The organism is Roseibium sp. (assembly GCF_050301095.1).
Lineage (GTDB): Bacteria > Pseudomonadota > Alphaproteobacteria > Rhizobiales > Stappiaceae > Roseibium.
On sequence record NZ_JBNKYW010000154.1, the window covers coordinates 14,881 to 29,996 of the forward strand.

At 62.3% G+C, this 15,116-nt stretch carries 14 protein-coding genes; 7 read left to right on the plus strand and 7 right to left on the minus strand.

Annotated elements, in window-relative coordinates:
* Positions 1-14 precede the first annotated feature (14 nt).
* On the minus strand, positions 15-1,778 hold the full coding sequence (locus ACQY7U_RS13980; RefSeq protein ID WP_428645401.1) for an adenylate/guanylate cyclase domain-containing protein: 1,764 nt from the start codon (positions 1,776-1,778) through the stop codon (positions 15-17).
* Positions 1,779-2,070: 292 nt separating this feature from the next.
* Here ACQY7U_RS13980 and ACQY7U_RS13985 point away from each other — a divergent pair, with 292 nt between their 5' ends.
* From ACQY7U_RS13985 to ACQY7U_RS14005, 5 genes are all read left to right on the plus strand, one after another.
* Positions 2,071-2,499, plus strand: coding sequence for a YeeE/YedE family protein (locus ACQY7U_RS13985; RefSeq protein WP_428645403.1), 429 nt, complete (start codon positions 2,071-2,073; stop codon positions 2,497-2,499).
* Between the two features lie 4 nt (positions 2,500-2,503).
* Positions 2,504-2,941, plus strand: coding sequence for a DUF6691 family protein (locus ACQY7U_RS13990; protein WP_428645404.1), 438 nt, complete (start codon positions 2,504-2,506; stop codon positions 2,939-2,941).
* A gap of 66 nt (positions 2,942-3,007) precedes the next feature.
* Positions 3,008-3,874 (plus strand): MBL fold metallo-hydrolase, encoded by an 867-nt coding sequence (locus ACQY7U_RS13995; RefSeq protein WP_428645421.1) that lies wholly within the window; start codon positions 3,008-3,010, stop codon positions 3,872-3,874.
* Positions 3,875-3,909: 35 nt separating this feature from the next.
* Entirely contained in the window at positions 3,910-5,580 is a 1,671-nt protein-coding gene (locus tag ACQY7U_RS14000; RefSeq protein ID WP_428645405.1) for a TIGR01244 family sulfur transferase, read from the plus strand.
* 85 nt (positions 5,581-5,665) lie between these two features.
* Positions 5,666-7,450, plus strand: coding sequence for a SulP family inorganic anion transporter (locus tag ACQY7U_RS14005; RefSeq protein ID WP_428645407.1), 1,785 nt, complete (start codon positions 5,666-5,668; stop codon positions 7,448-7,450).
* A 185-nt stretch (positions 7,451-7,635) separates the two neighbouring features.
* Here ACQY7U_RS14005 and ACQY7U_RS14010 read toward each other — a convergent pair whose 3' ends face one another.
* Positions 7,636-8,121, minus strand: coding sequence for a hypothetical protein (locus ACQY7U_RS14010; RefSeq protein WP_428645409.1), 486 nt, complete (start codon positions 8,119-8,121; stop codon positions 7,636-7,638).
* A gap of 123 nt (positions 8,122-8,244) precedes the next feature.
* On the opposite strand from ACQY7U_RS14010, the gene ACQY7U_RS14015 reads away from it, so the two are divergent.
* The gene (locus ACQY7U_RS14015) at positions 8,245-8,745 is read left to right on the plus strand and encodes an MmcB family DNA repair protein (protein ID WP_428645411.1); all 501 of its coding nucleotides are present in this window, start codon (positions 8,245-8,247) and stop codon (positions 8,743-8,745) included.
* A 27-nt stretch (positions 8,746-8,772) separates the two neighbouring features.
* On the opposite strand, the gene ACQY7U_RS14020 is transcribed toward ACQY7U_RS14015, so the two are convergent.
* Positions 8,773-9,951: an MFS transporter gene (locus tag ACQY7U_RS14020; protein ID WP_428645413.1), complete on the minus strand. Its 1,179-nt coding sequence runs from the start codon at positions 9,949-9,951 to the stop codon at positions 8,773-8,775.
* Between the two features lie 83 nt (positions 9,952-10,034).
* Between ACQY7U_RS14020 and ACQY7U_RS14025 the strand changes: the two genes are divergently transcribed.
* Positions 10,035-10,997 carry a GlxA family transcriptional regulator gene (locus ACQY7U_RS14025; protein WP_428645415.1) on the plus strand — a complete coding sequence of 321 codons (963 nt, stop codon included), beginning with the start codon at positions 10,035-10,037 and terminating at the stop codon, positions 10,995-10,997.
* A gap of 109 nt (positions 10,998-11,106) precedes the next feature.
* Here ACQY7U_RS14025 and xylA read toward each other — a convergent pair whose 3' ends face one another.
* The 4 genes from xylA to ACQY7U_RS14045 all read right to left on the minus strand — a co-directional run.
* Positions 11,107-12,426: a xylose isomerase gene (gene xylA / locus ACQY7U_RS14030; protein ID WP_428645416.1), complete on the minus strand. Its 1,320-nt coding sequence runs from the start codon at positions 12,424-12,426 to the stop codon at positions 11,107-11,109.
* Between the two features lie 68 nt (positions 12,427-12,494).
* Positions 12,495-13,946 carry a xylulokinase gene (gene xylB, locus ACQY7U_RS14035; RefSeq protein WP_428645417.1) on the minus strand — a complete coding sequence of 484 codons (1,452 nt, stop codon included), beginning with the start codon at positions 13,944-13,946 and terminating at the stop codon, positions 12,495-12,497.
* Positions 13,947-14,094: 148 nt separating this feature from the next.
* The gene (locus ACQY7U_RS14040; RefSeq protein WP_428645423.1) at positions 14,095-14,862 is read right to left on the minus strand and encodes an ATP-binding cassette domain-containing protein; all 768 of its coding nucleotides are present in this window, start codon (positions 14,860-14,862) and stop codon (positions 14,095-14,097) included.
* 24 nt (positions 14,863-14,886) lie between these two features.
* On the minus strand, positions 14,887-15,116 hold a 230-nt coding region (locus ACQY7U_RS14045; RefSeq protein WP_428645419.1), incomplete at its 5' end, for an ABC transporter permease subunit.

The following is a 15,116-nucleotide window of genomic DNA, read 5'->3' on the forward strand; positions in this document are numbered from 1 at the left end:
CCAACAACGGGCACTCAGTCCGGCAATCCGGCTTTCTTCATGGCATCGGCGAAGGGGACGGCCAGGGTCCGGTCCCGGAACGGCAGGGAAGCGCTCACCTCCCGAACCGAAAACTCCGGCTTCAACTGCCGCGCCTTCAGGGCCAGCCGGCGGGCCTCGGCAAGATTGCCGGCCTGCGCCTGCGCGGCGGCCGTAAAGGCCAGGTGCCGGTATCCGGGCGTCGGGATCATGCCGTAGGCCCGCACGGCTTCCTCAAACCGGCCGGACGCAAAAAGGGCGTTTCCAAGGAGATGGGCCCGGCCGGGTGCTCCGAACGGATCGAGTTCCATCGCCCGCCGGACCCAGTTCACGCCTTCCGCGGCATCGCCCTGCCAGGTCAGGACTTCGCCCTTTTGCGCCAGCAGCCGCGGATCGAAAGAGTTCATCGACAGGGCCCGTTCATTGTGGACCGCGGCCTGATCGAGCTTGCCCGTCATCATGCAGACTTCCGCCAGCAGCCTGTGACACTCAAGATGATCTTCGTCGATGCTCATCGCCTTGTCGATCATGGCGAAAGCTTCGTTCTCGACCGCTTCGGGATCTTCCGAAAACCCGAATTCGACGGATTGTCCGAGGGTGCAGGCCCGCCACGCGTAGGCGTCCGCATACTCGGGGTCCAGCTCGATGGCTCTCGACAGGTGCTGCTGGGCTAGCCGGTTGTCTTCCGGCCGCACGGCGTGATGGTGCAATCGCCCCGCGATCACATGGTCGTAGGCTGTCATGTCTTCGGGCGGTTTCCGTTTCACCCGGTTTGTTTCCGCCTTCAGGATCTGCCCCGGAAGAGCCGCCACGATTTCCTCGACGATGTCATCCTCGATGGCAAAGATGTCCGTCAGTTCGTGGTCATAGCGGTTGGCCCAGACCTGCAGACCGCTTTTGCTGTCCGTAAGTTCCACGGAAATCCTGACACGGCCGCCGCCCCGCCGGACACTGCCGTCGACCACATAGCGTACGCCGATTTCCTCGCGCATTTCCTGAACCGACATGTGCCGGGTCCGTTCCGCGAAGGCCGAACAGCGCCCGATCACGTCTATGCCGGAGAACCGCGAAATCCCGTAAATGATGTCTTCAGCAATGCCGTCTCCGAAGAAATCATCTCCATCCTGCCCACCTCGGCATACAAAGGGACGGATGCAGATGGCGGGTTTTCCGGATACCGGCAGGCCGGTTCCGGCCTGAACGCCGGCGCCCTTTCCGGTGCCGTCGTTGTCGTCATGCGGCCACAGATATACATGGATCGGCTCGACGATATTCTTCAGGGGGCGTAACCCGGTGTCTTCGAAAACCGCCACCAGTTTGCCTGCCAGGTGACGAAAGGCGGCGCCGCTCAGTGCCACGCCGCCCGGCGGAGCCAGCGCTTCCAGGCGGGCGGCAACGTTCACTCCGTCACCGTAAATGTCGTCTCCCTGAAACAGGACGTCACCGAGATTGACGCCAATACGAAACTCCAGCTGCTTTTCAGGAGCCGTTGTTTCGTTGCGGCCCCTCAGCTTCCGCTGGATGTCGAGCGCGCATTCCACGCCTTCAACGATGCTGCCGAAAACCGCCAGCGCGCCGTCTCCGGTCAGCTTGAAAATGCGGCCGCTGTGATCGGCCACCAACGGGTCGAAGACCTCCTCCCGCAAGGCATTCAGCAAGTGCAGCGTCCCCGTTTCGTCGCTCCCCATGCGCCTGGAGAAACCGACGGCATCTGCACACATGATGGCAGCCAGCCTGCGCTCTGAACGGGCCTGCGGCACAGCAGTCTCCCTTCGAGGGGTCTTCGGGAAACCTTATCACGAACCGAGCGGTTGGAAAATCGTTGCCGCTTTCCGGCCGAGGCGCGGGGACCGGTTTCTGCCAGAAAGAACACCTGACAAGTCAACCGCTTATGTCCACCGGAACCACGCGCAACGGGAATAATCGTACGAAATGCCCGTCCGGCGCGCCGTTCCCTCAAGCTTCGGATCCTGCTACTTTTTCAAAAAGCCTCCACTTGAAACTTTTGGCTTATATTCATATATTCGAAAATATAGTAATCAGGGGTCCATCATGACTGACTTCACACCACTTCTCAGCTTCGCGGGCGGAACGCTCATCGGGCTTGCAACGGTCGCCCTCATGGCCTCGCACGGACGGATCGCCGGCATCAACGGCATCCTGAGCGGTTTCATGTCGACACACTTGAACTCGGACTGGGCGTGGCGCGCGGCGTTCCTCGCGGGCATGGTCGCAAGCCCCGTGATCCTGCTCGCCTTCACCGGACAGCTTCCCCAGATCTCGATCCCGTCCTCGCCCCTGCTGCTGATCGTCGGCGGCTTTCTGACCGGCGTCGGCACGACCTTCGGCTCCGGCTGCACGAGCGGCCACGGCGTCTGCGGCATTTCGCGGCTGTCGGCACGTTCCATCGCCGCTACCGTGACCTTCATGGCAACAGCCGCCCTGACGGTCTTCATCACCCGTCACGTGATCGGAGGATAAGGGCATGAGACTTCTTACCGCTTTTGCATTCGGCCTCCTGTTCGGAACGGGCATTCTGATTTCCGGCATGGGCAACCCAGCCAAGGTGCTCAACTTCTTCGACGTCGCCGGCACCTGGGATCCGAGCCTTGCCTTCGTGATGGGCGGAGCGCTGCTGGTGACCGCAATCGGCTATCGCCTTGTGTTCCGGATGCAGCACCCCCTGCTGGCCTCCAAGTTCACGCTGCCGACCAAACAGGATCTCGATTTGAAACTCGTCGGCGGTTCCGCCATCTTCGGTATCGGCTGGGGTCTAAGCGGATTTTGCCCGGGCGGCCTGATCCCGGTTCTGGGTATCGGCATGACCGGCCCGCTCATCACGATCGCCGCAATTGCCGCAGGCATGCTGGCCGCTCGGTGGATGAGCAATGCAGGCGTTCCCAGGAACTCCGTCAAGGCCTGAAAGACACAGCCATCTGACCCATTAGTCAGGGAGATCAAAGTGAGCAATTCCAATTATCCGGTCGACATGACCGTCACCCCGGACGTGACTGCCTTTTTCGATCCGGCCACCAACACCATCAGCTATGTGGTCAAGGATCCGGACTCCAAGTCCTGTGCCGTCGTCGACAGCGTCATGGACATCGACTATGCCGCCGGCCGTATCACCTACGATCACGCCGACGAAATCATCGCCTTCATCCAGGACAAGGGCCTGGAGCTGGAGTGGCTGATCGAAACCCATGTGCATGCAGACCACCTGTCCGCCGCGCCCTACATTCAGCAGAAGCTCGGCGGCAAGCTCGGCATCGGCGACAAGATCACCGTCGTTCAGGAAACTTTCGGCAAGGTCTTTAACGAAGGCACGGAGTTCCAGCGGGACGGCAGCCAGTTCGACCGCCTGTTCAGGGATGGCGACACCTACCAGATCGGCGGCCTGACGGCCTTTGCCATCTATACGCCCGGCCACACCCCGGCCTGCATGGTCCATGTGATGGGCGATGCCGCCTTTGCCGGCGACACGCTGTTCATGCCTGACGGCGGTTCGGCCCGCGCCGACTTCCCGGGCGGAGATGCCGGCACGCTCTACGACAGCATCCAGAAGGTGCTCGCCCTGCCGGACGACATGCGCCTGTTCATGTGCCACGACTACGGCCCCAACGGCCGCGACATCCAGTGGGAAACCACGGTCGGAGCCGAAAAGGAGCACAATATCCATGTCGGCCGCGGCAAGACGAAGGACGAATTCGTCAAGTTCCGCACCGAACGGGACGCCACGCTTGACATGCCCAAGCTGATCATTCCGTCCCTCCAGGTGAACATGCGGGCCGGCCAGCTGCCGCCGGCGGACGACAGCGGCAAGACCTTCCTCAAGGTGCCGGTGAACACGCTCTAACCCTCGACCAGGTACCAGGACGGAAGACCACGACCATGAAGGCAATCAACGCACAGATAACGGTCGCGCCCCAGATCCGGCCGGAAGATCTTGCGACCATCGCCCAGCAGGGCTACCGGTCGGTGATCTGCAACCGGCCGGACGGCGAAGGGGCCGACCAGCCATCCTTCGAGGAAATCGAGACGGCCGCGAAGAAGCTCGGGCTTGAAGCGCGCTATCTACCGATCGTCGCCGGCAAGGTGCGGGACGAGGACGCCACCGCCTTCGGTGAGCTGATGAACAGCCTGCCGAAGCCGGTGCTGGCCTATTGCCGGACCGGCACAAGGTCAACCACGCTCTGGTCTCTGTCGGAAGCCGGCAGTCAGCCGCTGGCCGATATCCTGGCCCAGACCCGGGCCGCCGGATACGACATGGCCGGGGTGGTGCGGCGGATCGCCAACGGCGGCCGCACGCCGACGGAAACGGCGGAAGACGCCCGCTTCGACGTCGTCATCGTCGGTGGCGGGGCGGCCGGGATTTCCGTTGCCTCCAGCCTGCTTGCCCGCAAGTCCGATCTGGAGATCGCCATCATCGACCCGGCAGACGTGCACTACTACCAGCCGGGCTGGACCATGGTCGGCGGCGGTGTCTTCCAGGCATCCGACACGGCCAAGACCATGGGCTCTCTCATCCCGAAGGGCGTGCACTGGATCAAGTCGGCGGTCGCCGCCTTCGAGCCGAAGGACAATGCGGTCATCCTCGACGGCTGCCGGGTGGTCAAATACGGCCGGCTCGTCGTCTGTCCGGGCCTCAAGCTCGACTGGCACAAGGTCGAAGGACTGGTTGAAACGCTCGGCAAGAACGGCGTGACGTCCAACTACCGCTACGACATGGCGCCCTACACCTGGCAACTGGTGCAGGAGACCAAGACCGGGCGGGCGCTCTTCACCCAGCCGCCGATGCCGATCAAATGCGCCGGGGCGCCGCAGAAGGCAATGTACCTGTCCGCCGACTACTGGGTCAGGACCGGACGGCTCGGCAACATCAATATTCAGTTCATGAATGCGGGCGGCGTGCTCTTCGGCGTCAAGGACTACGTACCCGCGCTGATGGACTACGTGAACCGCTATGGCATCGACCTGAACTTCTTCCACAATCTGGTTGCCATCGACGGGCCGGCGAAAAAGGCGGTCTTCGAGGTGAAGGAACCTGAAAAGGACCTTCGCCGAATCGAAGTCGACTTCGACATGATCCACGTCACACCGCCCCAGACGGCACCGGACTTCATCCGCGTTTCGCCGCTGGCGGATGCGGCCGGCTGGGTTGATGTCGATCAGGCGACCCTGCGCCACAAGACCTATGACAACATCTGGTCGCTGGGGGATGTGATGAATGCCCCCAATGCCAAGACGGCGGCGGCGGCACGCAAGCAGGCGCCGGTGGTGGCCGAAAACATCGTGTCCGACATCAATGGACACAGTGCCACCGTGCAGTACGACGGTTACGGCTCCTGCCCGTTGACCGTAGAACACGGCAAGATCATTCTTGCCGAGTTCGGTTACGGCGGAACGCTGTTGCCGAGCTTTCCGCGTTGGCTGGTGGACGGGACCAAGCCGACGCGGACCGCATGGCTGCTGAAGGAACGCATCCTGCCACCCGTTTACTGGCGCGCCATGCTGCGCGGCAAGGAATGGATGGCCAAGCCGGAAAAGGTCACGGCAGCATAATAAGCCCCAAAAAGCACGGGCCCCATCAAACTTGAGCCGGTCCCCCGGCTCGTTTCTTTTATATGGCAAACCACAGGCCGAACTCATGAATTGGCTAACGCGCTATCTGCCCATTCTCGACTGGGGCAAGACCTACGGCAAGGAAACGGCGACCAACGACCTGGTCGCCGCCGTGATCGTGACGATCATGCTGATCCCGCAATCGCTCGCCTATGCCCTGCTGGCCGGATTGCCGCCGGAAGTCGGGCTCTATGCCTCAATCCTGCCGCTGGTTGCCTATGCCCTTTTCGGCACAAGCCGGGCACTCGCAGTCGGCCCGGTGGCCGTCGTGTCCCTGATGACCGCTTCGGCGGTGGGCGAACTAACTCAGCAAGGTACGCCGGAATATCTCGGCGCGGCCATCGTGCTTGCGCTTCTCTCCGGCCTCATGCTGATCGCCATGGGCCTGTTCCGGCTGGGGTTCCTTGCCAATCTCCTGAGCCACCCGGTCATTTCCGGCTTCATCACCGCATCGGGCCTTCTGATCGCATCAAGTCAGCTGAAGCACATACTGGGCGTGAAAGCCAATGGCCACACGCTCTACGACATTCTGCTGTCCATCGGCAGCCACCTCGGCGAGGTCAACTGGATCACCTTCGCGATCGGGGTTTCGGCAACAGCCTTCCTGTTCTGGGTCCGCAAGGGCCTGAAGAAGCTGCTGCTCGGCTTCGGCCTGAAACCGTTCCTCGCCGACACGCTGACCAAGGCCGGACCCGTGGCGGCCGTCGCCGTCACCACGAGCCTGTCCGCAGCCTTTCAACTTGGCGAAAAGGGCGTGCGGGTTGTCGGTGACATCCCCTCCGGCCTGCCGGTGCCGCACCTGCCCTCGTTCGACAGCGAACTCTGGCTGGCGCTGGCCGGACCTGCCCTGCTGATTTCGGTCATCGGCTTCGTGGAATCGGTCTCCGTTGCCCAGACGCTGGCCGCCAAGAAGCGTCAGCGCATCGAACCGGACCAGGAGCTGATCGGCCTCGGGGCGTCCAACATCGCTTCGGCCATTTCCGGCGGCTATCCGGTGACCGGCGGCTTCGCCCGTTCCGTCGTCAATTTCGATGCCGGCGCGGCGACGCCCGCCGCCGGAGCCTTCACCGCCGTCGGCATCGCCCTTGCCACCTTGTTCCTGACGCCGCTTCTGACGCATCTGCCCCAGGCAACGCTTGCCGCGACCATCATCGTCGCCGTCCTGTCGCTCGTGGATCTCGGTGCGATCAAACGGACCTACGCCTATTCGAAAAGCGATTTCGCGGCGATGGCCGCAACGGTTCTGATCACGCTGTTCTTCGGCGTCGAACCGGGCGTGGTCTCGGGCGTCGGGCTTTCCATTGCGCTCTATCTCTACCGCAGCAGCCGGCCGCATATGGCCATTGTCGGCATTGTTCCCGGAACCGAGCATTTCCGGAACATCGACCGGCACAAGGTGGTTACCGGCCAGCGGGTTCTGACCCTCAGGGTGGACGAAAGCCTGTTTTTCGCCAATTCCAGGTTCCTGGAAGACAAGATCTACGCCCTTGTCGCGGAAAAACCGGATCTGGAACACGTTGTGCTGATGTGTCCGGCGGTCAACGAGATCGACGCCAGCGCGCTGGAGAGCCTTGAGGAAATCAACCATCGGCTTTCGGACTCGGGCGTCACCTTCCATCTTTCGGAAGTCAAGGGGCCCGTCATGGACCGGCTGAAAAAGACAGAGTTCCTGAAGCACCTGACAGGGCAGGTCTTCCTAAGCCAATATGAAGCGCTGTGCGAGCTGGACCCCCTGACGGCGCATATCTCCGAATCGCGGACGCCGAAGAAGATTGCCCGGTCGAACATCTGGGCCGGCCCGGAAATCTAGAGCACGCTCTGCATGTTCCGGATTTTGTGAAGAGTTGCACGGTCAGAGAACGTGCAAACCAGTGCTTTCGTCATGCCATGGCGCGGCCATGGCATCGAAAGCCAGGGTTTTCAGAGCAGAATTGACTCACAAACAGCAACCTTCGAAATGCGATAGCCCTTCCCGACAATAGACAGGGACCAAACTCAGTCGCCTGCGGTCTGCAGGATCGGCGTGATCTGTTCGCAAAACCGGAACTGGACCGGCGGGCGCTCGCCTTCCTGGACCATCAGGCCGCCCGCGCCCCTCGGCTGGACGGTGACGAGCTGGATTGCTTCTCCGCCATCGTCCATAAGGCAATTGAGGGCCGCCCGCTGGGTCTGCCGGCCCTCGCGTTCGGCGCCATAGACCTGACAGATCCGCCCCTGCATCTCCAGCAGGCCGCGATAGATCGCCAGCGTGGAGCCTGCCCGTGTCCGGTCGATATTGGGCGCCGGACAGTCCCCCCCGTCCGTCACCCAGATTCCCTGCGCGAACTTCGCAAATCTCAGATCGAGTGTCTTGCCCTGCAGAAGCGGAGCGGATTTCGGCACGCGGATTTTCAGATCGCCCTTTGCAGCAAATGCAGGGCCGCCCGCGACCATGAGACACGCGGCAAGCATCAGGCTGCCCAGTGAAAATTCCAGCTTCATCCACCCCTCCCGGTTCGATCCGGTATTTTTTACAATGACGCTAGAACACGCAATTTCCCTTCACAGGTCAACTCCTCCGTTTGCCAACTTGAAATATGCGAACAAATATGGAACAAAATCGGGATGAGCAACGATCTTCAGCCCACTTCCGGCCGCTTGCGTCTGGACGACCCGCTCAAGGACGGCCGGCAATCGGAAACCGCACTGAAAGTGTGGCGCGGGACGGCACGGTTGCTGCGCCAGCTCGACTTTGCATGCCTTGCCGAAGTCACGCTGGCCTCCGCACGCCGGGCGGATCTCCTGGCGCTGGGACCGAAGCACGAACTCTGGATCGTCGAGGTCAAATCCTCGGTGGCCGATTTCCGCGCGGACAGCAAGTGGCCCGACTACCGGCAGCATTGCGACCGGCTTTATTTCGCCACCCACCCGGATGTCCCATTGGAGATTTTTCCCGAAGAGGCCGGGCTGATCGTCTCGGACGGGTTCGGTGCCGAGATCCTGCGCGAGGCGCCCGAGCACAAGCTTGCGGCGGCAACGCGCAAGTCGGTGACCCTGCGCTTTGCCAGAAACGCCGCGCACCGCCTGCACAATCTGGCCGATCCGGACGGTTTGCGGCTCTTTTAGGGAGGGAGGGGCCCTACCCTGAACCTCTCAGCCCGTTACCGGGACTTCCCGGCGGCGGAACCGGACGGCCAGAACAAGTGCAAGCACCGCCAGCATGGGGGCTGCCACTGCCGCAAGACCGGTCCAGCCGATACCGGCAAAGAGGGCTCCGGAAAGAAGCGATGCAGACGCGGATGAAATCGCCAGCAGCGTGTCGTTCACACCCTGCACCAGCGGCCGTTCCTCGTCGCTCAAGGCTGCCTGCAGCAGATGCGTTCCGCCGATGAAACCGAAGTTCCAGCCGAAACCGAGCAGCACGAGCGCTCCGTAGAAGTCAAGAAGCCCGATGCCGGACCAGGCGGTCAGCGCGGAGGCGAACAGCAGGACGAGCCCAATGATGGCGATCCTGTTGCCGCCGAACCGCCGGATCAGGGATCCGGTCACGAAACCGGGCGCAAACATGGCCATCACATGCCAGCGGATGACATCCGCGGCCTGGTCCTCGCCGAAACCGCAGCCGATCATCGCCAAAGGCGTCGGTGTCATCAGAAGCACCATCATCGCCTGCGAGAGGGCTGCAAGCCCGATGGCTGTGACTGCCCTGGGGTTGCCGGTCAGGATCCGCATCGCCCCGCCCGCCCGGCGTCCGGACGGCCTTGGCGAGGTTGCCGGCATCCGGATCCAGAAGACCGGCACGGCTCCCAGAACACCGAGGCCGGCAATCGCAAGGTAGGCGCCCGCCAAGGGCGTGGGGGCCATCAGATCCCTGGCTTCGGTAAACAGCTGCGGCCCAAGCAGGGCTGCCACCAGTCCGGAGGCGAGCGTGAAGGAAATCGCCTGTGCGCGGTGCTCTTCCGCAACCGCCTCGGAGGCGGCGAAACGGAAGTAATTCACGCTTATCAACGCCGCACCGAGGACCGTGTGCGACAGGCAGAGCAGAACGAAGCTTTGCAGAAAGAGAGCCGTTGCCGCGAGGCCTCCCCCAACGACGAGGCACGCTGCGCCGAGCAGGAAGCCCGCGCGCCGGCCGTAGCGTCCCATGAAAAGCGATACCGGTGTTGCGACAACGATCCCGGCAAGCATCTGCATCGAAGGCGGTGCGGTGGATAGCCACTCATGGGGCGCAAGCCAGCCGCCGGCCAGCCCCCCCAGAATGATCAGCATCGGCATCGCCGATCCAAGCACGATGTTGGCAAGAAGGATCAGAAGGAAATTTCTCGTGAGCATGTGTGTGTCCAGACCGGTTGCCGAGGGATCGGTCAAATCTACCGGCTGGATTGAGTGTCGATAATGACATAGTATCGTCAATTATGGACAATTCCCTTCGCCTGATCGACATCCTGCTTTTCGACGGCCTGAACATTCTGGACGTGGCCGGGCCCGTGCAGGCGTTCAGTTCGTCCAATGCCGACGGACCGGAGCGCTACAGGCTGCGTTTTGTGTCCGCTGATGGCAAAGGGGTCCTTTCTTCCTGCGGGCTGAGGCTGCAGGCCGATGCGCGCGCGACCCTTGACGGTACGCAGGACCTCCTTGTGCCCGGAGGCCAGGGAGTCGACCGCGCACTGCAGGACACCAGGATACTGGACATCCTTGCCGGCTGGCCGTCGAAAGGCGGCAACCGGCGGGTCCTCTCGATCTGTTCCGGGGCACTGATCCTGGCCTCAGCCGGTCTTTTGAAAGGAAAGAATGCCACGACCCACTGGCGCCGCGCCGCTCAGGCTCACCAGCAGTTCCCGGAGGTGCACTGGGCTACGGAAGCGCTTTATCACATCGACGGAAACGTGATGACCTCCGCGGGCGTAGCATCCGGGATCGATCTGGCGCTGGAAATCATCCGCAGAGACCACGGCAACGCGGTGGCCCTTTCCGTTGCCCGGGAACTTGTCGTCTACCTGAAACGAAGCGGTGGCCAGAACCAGTTCACGGACCTGCTCGAAGCGCAATTTTCCAGCGACCGCGAACTGGGTCGGCTGGTCGACGCACTGCAGGACAATCCCGGTGCCGACTGGACACTGGAGACGATGGCGGACACTGCCGGACTGACGCCAAGGACTTTGAGCCGCCGGTTCTCGGCAAGCTCCGGACTGACGCCGGTGAAGTATCTCGAACGCTACAGGCTCAAACGGGCGGCGGATGTACTGGCGGGTGGTGCACCCGTCGGCAGCGCCATCCGTGTTTCCGGCTTTTCCGATTTTCAGCAGATGCAGCGGGCGTTCAAAAGGCACCTGAACACGACCGTCGGCGAATATCGGGACAAGTTTGCGGACACTTGACCTTTGGCCGGCAGGCCTCCGGAACGCCCTTGGAGCGTCCTGGGGTGATGACAAACCGTGGTCTGTTGCCGTGTTGAGCCTCCGGAAAGTCCGGAGGCCCTCTTTCCCGTCAGACGAACAGGTTTACCAGGCTTTCCAGGTATTCCTGCTTGCCGGATTTCGGCTGCGGTTCCAGATCGCTGGCGTGGACACGTTCGGCGAGCGCCTCGAGAGACGATCCGCCTTTCAGGATGTCCGCGTTTTCCGGCTTCTGCCAGCCGGCATAGCGCTCGTCGACGAAGTCTTTCAGGCGACCGTCTTCCATCATGGCTGCCGCCGCCTTGAGGCCACGGGCAATGGCGTCGGCGGAGCCGACATGGGCCTGGATCAGGTCGACCGGGTCCAGCGACTGGCGGCGCAGCTTGGCATCGAAGTTGGTGCCGCCGGTGGTGAAGCCGCCCGCCATCAGGATCTCATAGTAGGCCAGTGCCAGTTCGGGCACATTCATGCCGAAATGGTCGGTGTCCCAGCCGCACTGGTAGTCGTTGCGGTTCATGTCGACGGAGCCGAAGATGCCGAGCGACCGGGCCATGTGCAGCTCATGTTCGAAGGAATGCCCGGCCAGGATGGCGTGACCCTGTTCGATGTTCATCTTGACTTCGTTTTCCAGACCATAGGCCTTCAGGAAGCCGTAGACGGTGGCAACGTCGTAATCGTACTGGTGCTTGGAAGGCTCCTGCGGCTTCGGCTCGATCAGGATCGCGCCCTTGAAGCCGATCTTGTGCTTGTACTCCACAACCATGTTCAGGAAGCGGCCAAACTGGTCCATCTCCTGCCTGATGTTGGTGTTAAGCAGGGTTTCATAGCCCTCGCGTCCGCCCCACAGCACATAGTTCTCCCCGCCGAGGCGGTAGGTGACGTCCATGGCGTTTTTCACCTGGGCCGCGGCATAGGCGAAGACCTCCGGATCCGGGTTGGTGGCGGCGCCCGCCATGAAGCGGCGGTTGGAGAACATGTTGGCCGTGCCCCAGAGCAGCTTGATGCCGGTCTCGGCCATCTTCTTCTCAAAAATGTCGGCAATGGCGTTCACGTTGGCGTTGCTTTCCGCCAGCGTTCTTCCTTCCGGCGCGACATCGCGGTCGTGGAAAGTGAAGAACGGCATGCCGAGGATCTGGAACATCTCGAAGGCGACATCGGCCTTCAGTTTCGCCTGTTCCATCGGATCGCCACCCGCCGCCATCCAGGAGCGCATGAAGGTTTCCCCGCCGAAGGGATCGGTGCCCGGCCAGCAGAAGCTGTGCCAGTAGCAGACGGCAAAACGCAGATGGTCTTCCATGCGCTTGCCCAGGACGATCTCGTCCTTGTTGTAGTGGCGGTAGGCCAGCGGATCGCGGCTGTCGGGGCCGGCGAATTGAACCGGCTGCAGATCGCCGAAAAATCCAGTGCTCATTTGTCTACTCCTTGAGATCGGTGGATCTCCAGTCGCGATCGACTGAGGATCCCAAAACGGTGGTTGTTCTAAAATCCGGCCTGCTTGAGCGCCGGATAAAGCTTGCGCCAGCGGCCATAGCCTTCGGCGTATCTTTCAGTCAGGGCAGGAACGGGATCGATGCTGGCTTTCAGGGCCGGTTTGGCAAAGATGCCCTCCGTCGTTCCGAGCGCCGCGGCCTGCCCGAGCCGGGCAGCCCCCAGGGACGCTCCGAAGTCGCCGTCGACCGGCACATCCACGGTCACATTCAGGAGGCTGGCGATGATCTCCAGCCAGACCTCGGAGCGGGAGCCGCCACCGACGGCCAGCACGCGCTCGACCTTCGTTCCTGCGACACTGAGCGCCTCCAGGCAGTCCTTCAGGGCAAAGGCCACGCCATCAAGCACCGCATGGGTCAGGACCGCATCGTCCGTTTCGTGCGATATTCCGAAGAACCCGGCACGGATGCCGACGTCGTTGTGCGGGGTGCGTTCCCCGCCCAGGTAAGGCAGGAAAGAGACCGGTGACGGTCCGTTGACCGATGTCAGGGCGCCAGTCAACTTGGACGGCGCCTTCTTCAAGGTCCTCGCCAGCCAGTTCAGGCTGTCGGTGGCCGACAGGATAACCCCCATCTGGTGCCAAGTGTCCGGCACGGCGTGGCAGAAGGCGTGAACGGCGCTTTCAACATTCGGCGAGAACCGGTCGTTGGTGACAAAGAGAACGCCGGAGGTGCCGAGCGAGACGAAGGCCGAACCCGGCTCGACGGCACCGACGCCGCATGCGGAGGCCGCGTTGTCACCGCCGCCACCGGCGACGACGGGTGCGGCGCCGAACCCCCAGCGGGCGCAGAGTTCCGGCTTCAGCGTGCCCGAACTTTCCGAGCCCTCGACAAGGCGCGGCATGTTCTTGCGGCTAAGTCCGGTCGCAGCCAGCAGCTCGTCGCTCCAGTCCCTTCTGGCGACGTCGAGCCACAGTGTTCCGGCACTGTCGGACATGTCGCCAACGTAGTCGCCGGTCAGTTTGAAGCGTACATAGTCCTTCGGCAGCAGCACCATTTCGGTCCTGGCAAAAGTCTCCGGTTCATTCTCGCGAACCCATTGCAGTTTCGGCGCGGTGAAGCCAGGCATGACCCGGTTGCCGCCGAGTGTCAGGAATTTCGGTTCGCTCGCCTCCAGCTCCGCGCATTGCTTTCCCGAACGGCCGTCGTTCCAGAGAATGCAGGGGCGCAGCGGATTGCCCGCCGAATCCAGCAGGGTAGCGCCATGCATGTGGCCGGACAGGCCAATGCCCTTCACCGCCGCCATTTGCCTGGGCGCCTGAGCCTTCAAGGCATCCAGCACGGTTTCGCAGGCCGTCCACCAGCTGTCCGGGTCCTGTTCGGACCAGCCGGGATGAGGCCGCTCGACGGTCAGCTCCGCCGTTGCCGAGGCGATCAGGGACTGGTCTTCACCGAGCAGGATGGCCTTGACCGAACTGGTACCGATATCGATGCCGATAAACATGAGGTGCGTTCCTCAAAAACAATCAAAAAGAATGCCGATGCCCTTGTTCAGGGTTTCGGCATGGATCTTCGCACTGTTTGGCCCAAGGGGTAAGCCCCGGCACACCCGTGCGAAGATCCGCGGGCGGTTGCCCGCGGATCAGGCCGGTTTATCCGACCACAGTGTCGTCGACAAGAGCACCCGGTCCCGGGGTGGCCCCGTCCGGGCACTTTCCGAGAATGATCATGCCGAGCACATCGTCGTCAGTCACGTCCTGGGTACGGGCGGTGCCGACAAGCTGGCCATTCTTCATGACGGCAATGCGATCGCAGAGCTGGAAGACGTCATGAATGTCGTGGCTGATCAGGAAAATGCCGAGGCCCTGTTTCTTCAGTTCCTGGATCAGCTCGGCCACCATCTGCGTTTCATGCACGCCGAGCGCGGCTGTCGGCTCGTCCATGATCAGGATCTTGGCGTTGAAGTAAACCGCGCGGGCAATTGCCACCGACTGGCGCTGGCCGCCCGAGAGGGCCTTCACCGGCGCATGGAACTTTTTGAAGTTCGGATTGAGCCGGCCCATGATCTTGCGGGTTTCCGCTTCCATGGCGTCGTCATCGACAAAGCCCAGCGGCGAGGTCAGTTCCCGGCCGAGAAACAGGTTGGACGCGGCGTCGAGATTGTCCGCCAGAGCGAGCGTCTGGTAGATGGTCTCGATGTTCTGCGCCCGCGCGTCCCGCGGCGAGTGGATATGAACTTCCTTGCCCTCGATGCGGATTTCGCCGCTGTCGGACTTGTAGGCCCCGGACAGGATCTTGATCAGCGTTGATTTGCCGGCACCGTTGTGGCCAAGCAGGCCCACCACTTCACCGGGATAGAGATCGACAGAGACGTGGTCCACGGCGCGCACCCCACCAAAGGAGATGCACATGTCTTTCATTTCTACGAGAGGCGCGTCCATATCTCAGTCTCCCGTGCGCTTGCGATAGATGATGTCGACCAGTACGGCGAGAACCAGCACGGTGCCGACAACGATGTTCTGAAGCGGCGCATCGACGCCGACCATGGCCATGCCCGATTGCAACGACTGCATGATCAGGGCCCCCAGAATGGCGCCGTAGATCGTCCCGATACCGCCGGCCAGAGCCGTTCCGCCGATCACGGCGGCGGCAATGACGCGCAATTCATCGAGCG

Excerpts from the sequence above, each read along its gene's own strand:
- ACQY7U_RS13985 (WP_428645403.1), top strand. The coding sequence starts at position 2,071 with ATGACTGACTTCACACCACTTCTCAGCTTCGCGGGCGGAACGCTCATC.
- ACQY7U_RS14010 (WP_428645409.1), bottom strand. The coding sequence starts at position 8,121 with ATGAAGCTGGAATTTTCACTGGGCAGCCTGATGCTTGCCGCGTGTCTC.
- ACQY7U_RS14020 (WP_428645413.1), bottom strand. The coding sequence starts at position 9,951 with ATGCTCACGAGAAATTTCCTTCTGATCCTTCTTGCCAACATCGTGCTT.
- ACQY7U_RS14040 (WP_428645423.1), bottom strand. The coding sequence starts at position 14,862 with ATGAAAGACATGTGCATCTCCTTTGGTGGGGTGCGCGCCGTGGACCAC.
- ACQY7U_RS14015 (WP_428645411.1), top strand. The coding sequence starts at position 8,245 with ATGAGCAACGATCTTCAGCCCACTTCCGGCCGCTTGCGTCTGGACGAC.
- ACQY7U_RS13990 (WP_428645404.1), top strand. The coding sequence starts at position 2,504 with ATGAGACTTCTTACCGCTTTTGCATTCGGCCTCCTGTTCGGAACGGGC.
- ACQY7U_RS14000 (WP_428645405.1), top strand. The coding sequence starts at position 3,910 with ATGAAGGCAATCAACGCACAGATAACGGTCGCGCCCCAGATCCGGCCG.
- xylA (WP_428645416.1), bottom strand. The coding sequence starts at position 12,426 with ATGAGCACTGGATTTTTCGGCGATCTGCAGCCGGTTCAATTCGCCGGC.
- xylB (WP_428645417.1), bottom strand. The coding sequence starts at position 13,946 with ATGTTTATCGGCATCGATATCGGTACCAGTTCGGTCAAGGCCATCCTG.
- ACQY7U_RS14025 (WP_428645415.1), top strand. The coding sequence starts at position 10,035 with ATGGACAATTCCCTTCGCCTGATCGACATCCTGCTTTTCGACGGCCTG.
- ACQY7U_RS13995 (WP_428645421.1), top strand. The coding sequence starts at position 3,008 with ATGACCGTCACCCCGGACGTGACTGCCTTTTTCGATCCGGCCACCAAC.
- ACQY7U_RS14005 (WP_428645407.1), top strand. The coding sequence starts at position 5,666 with ATGAATTGGCTAACGCGCTATCTGCCCATTCTCGACTGGGGCAAGACC.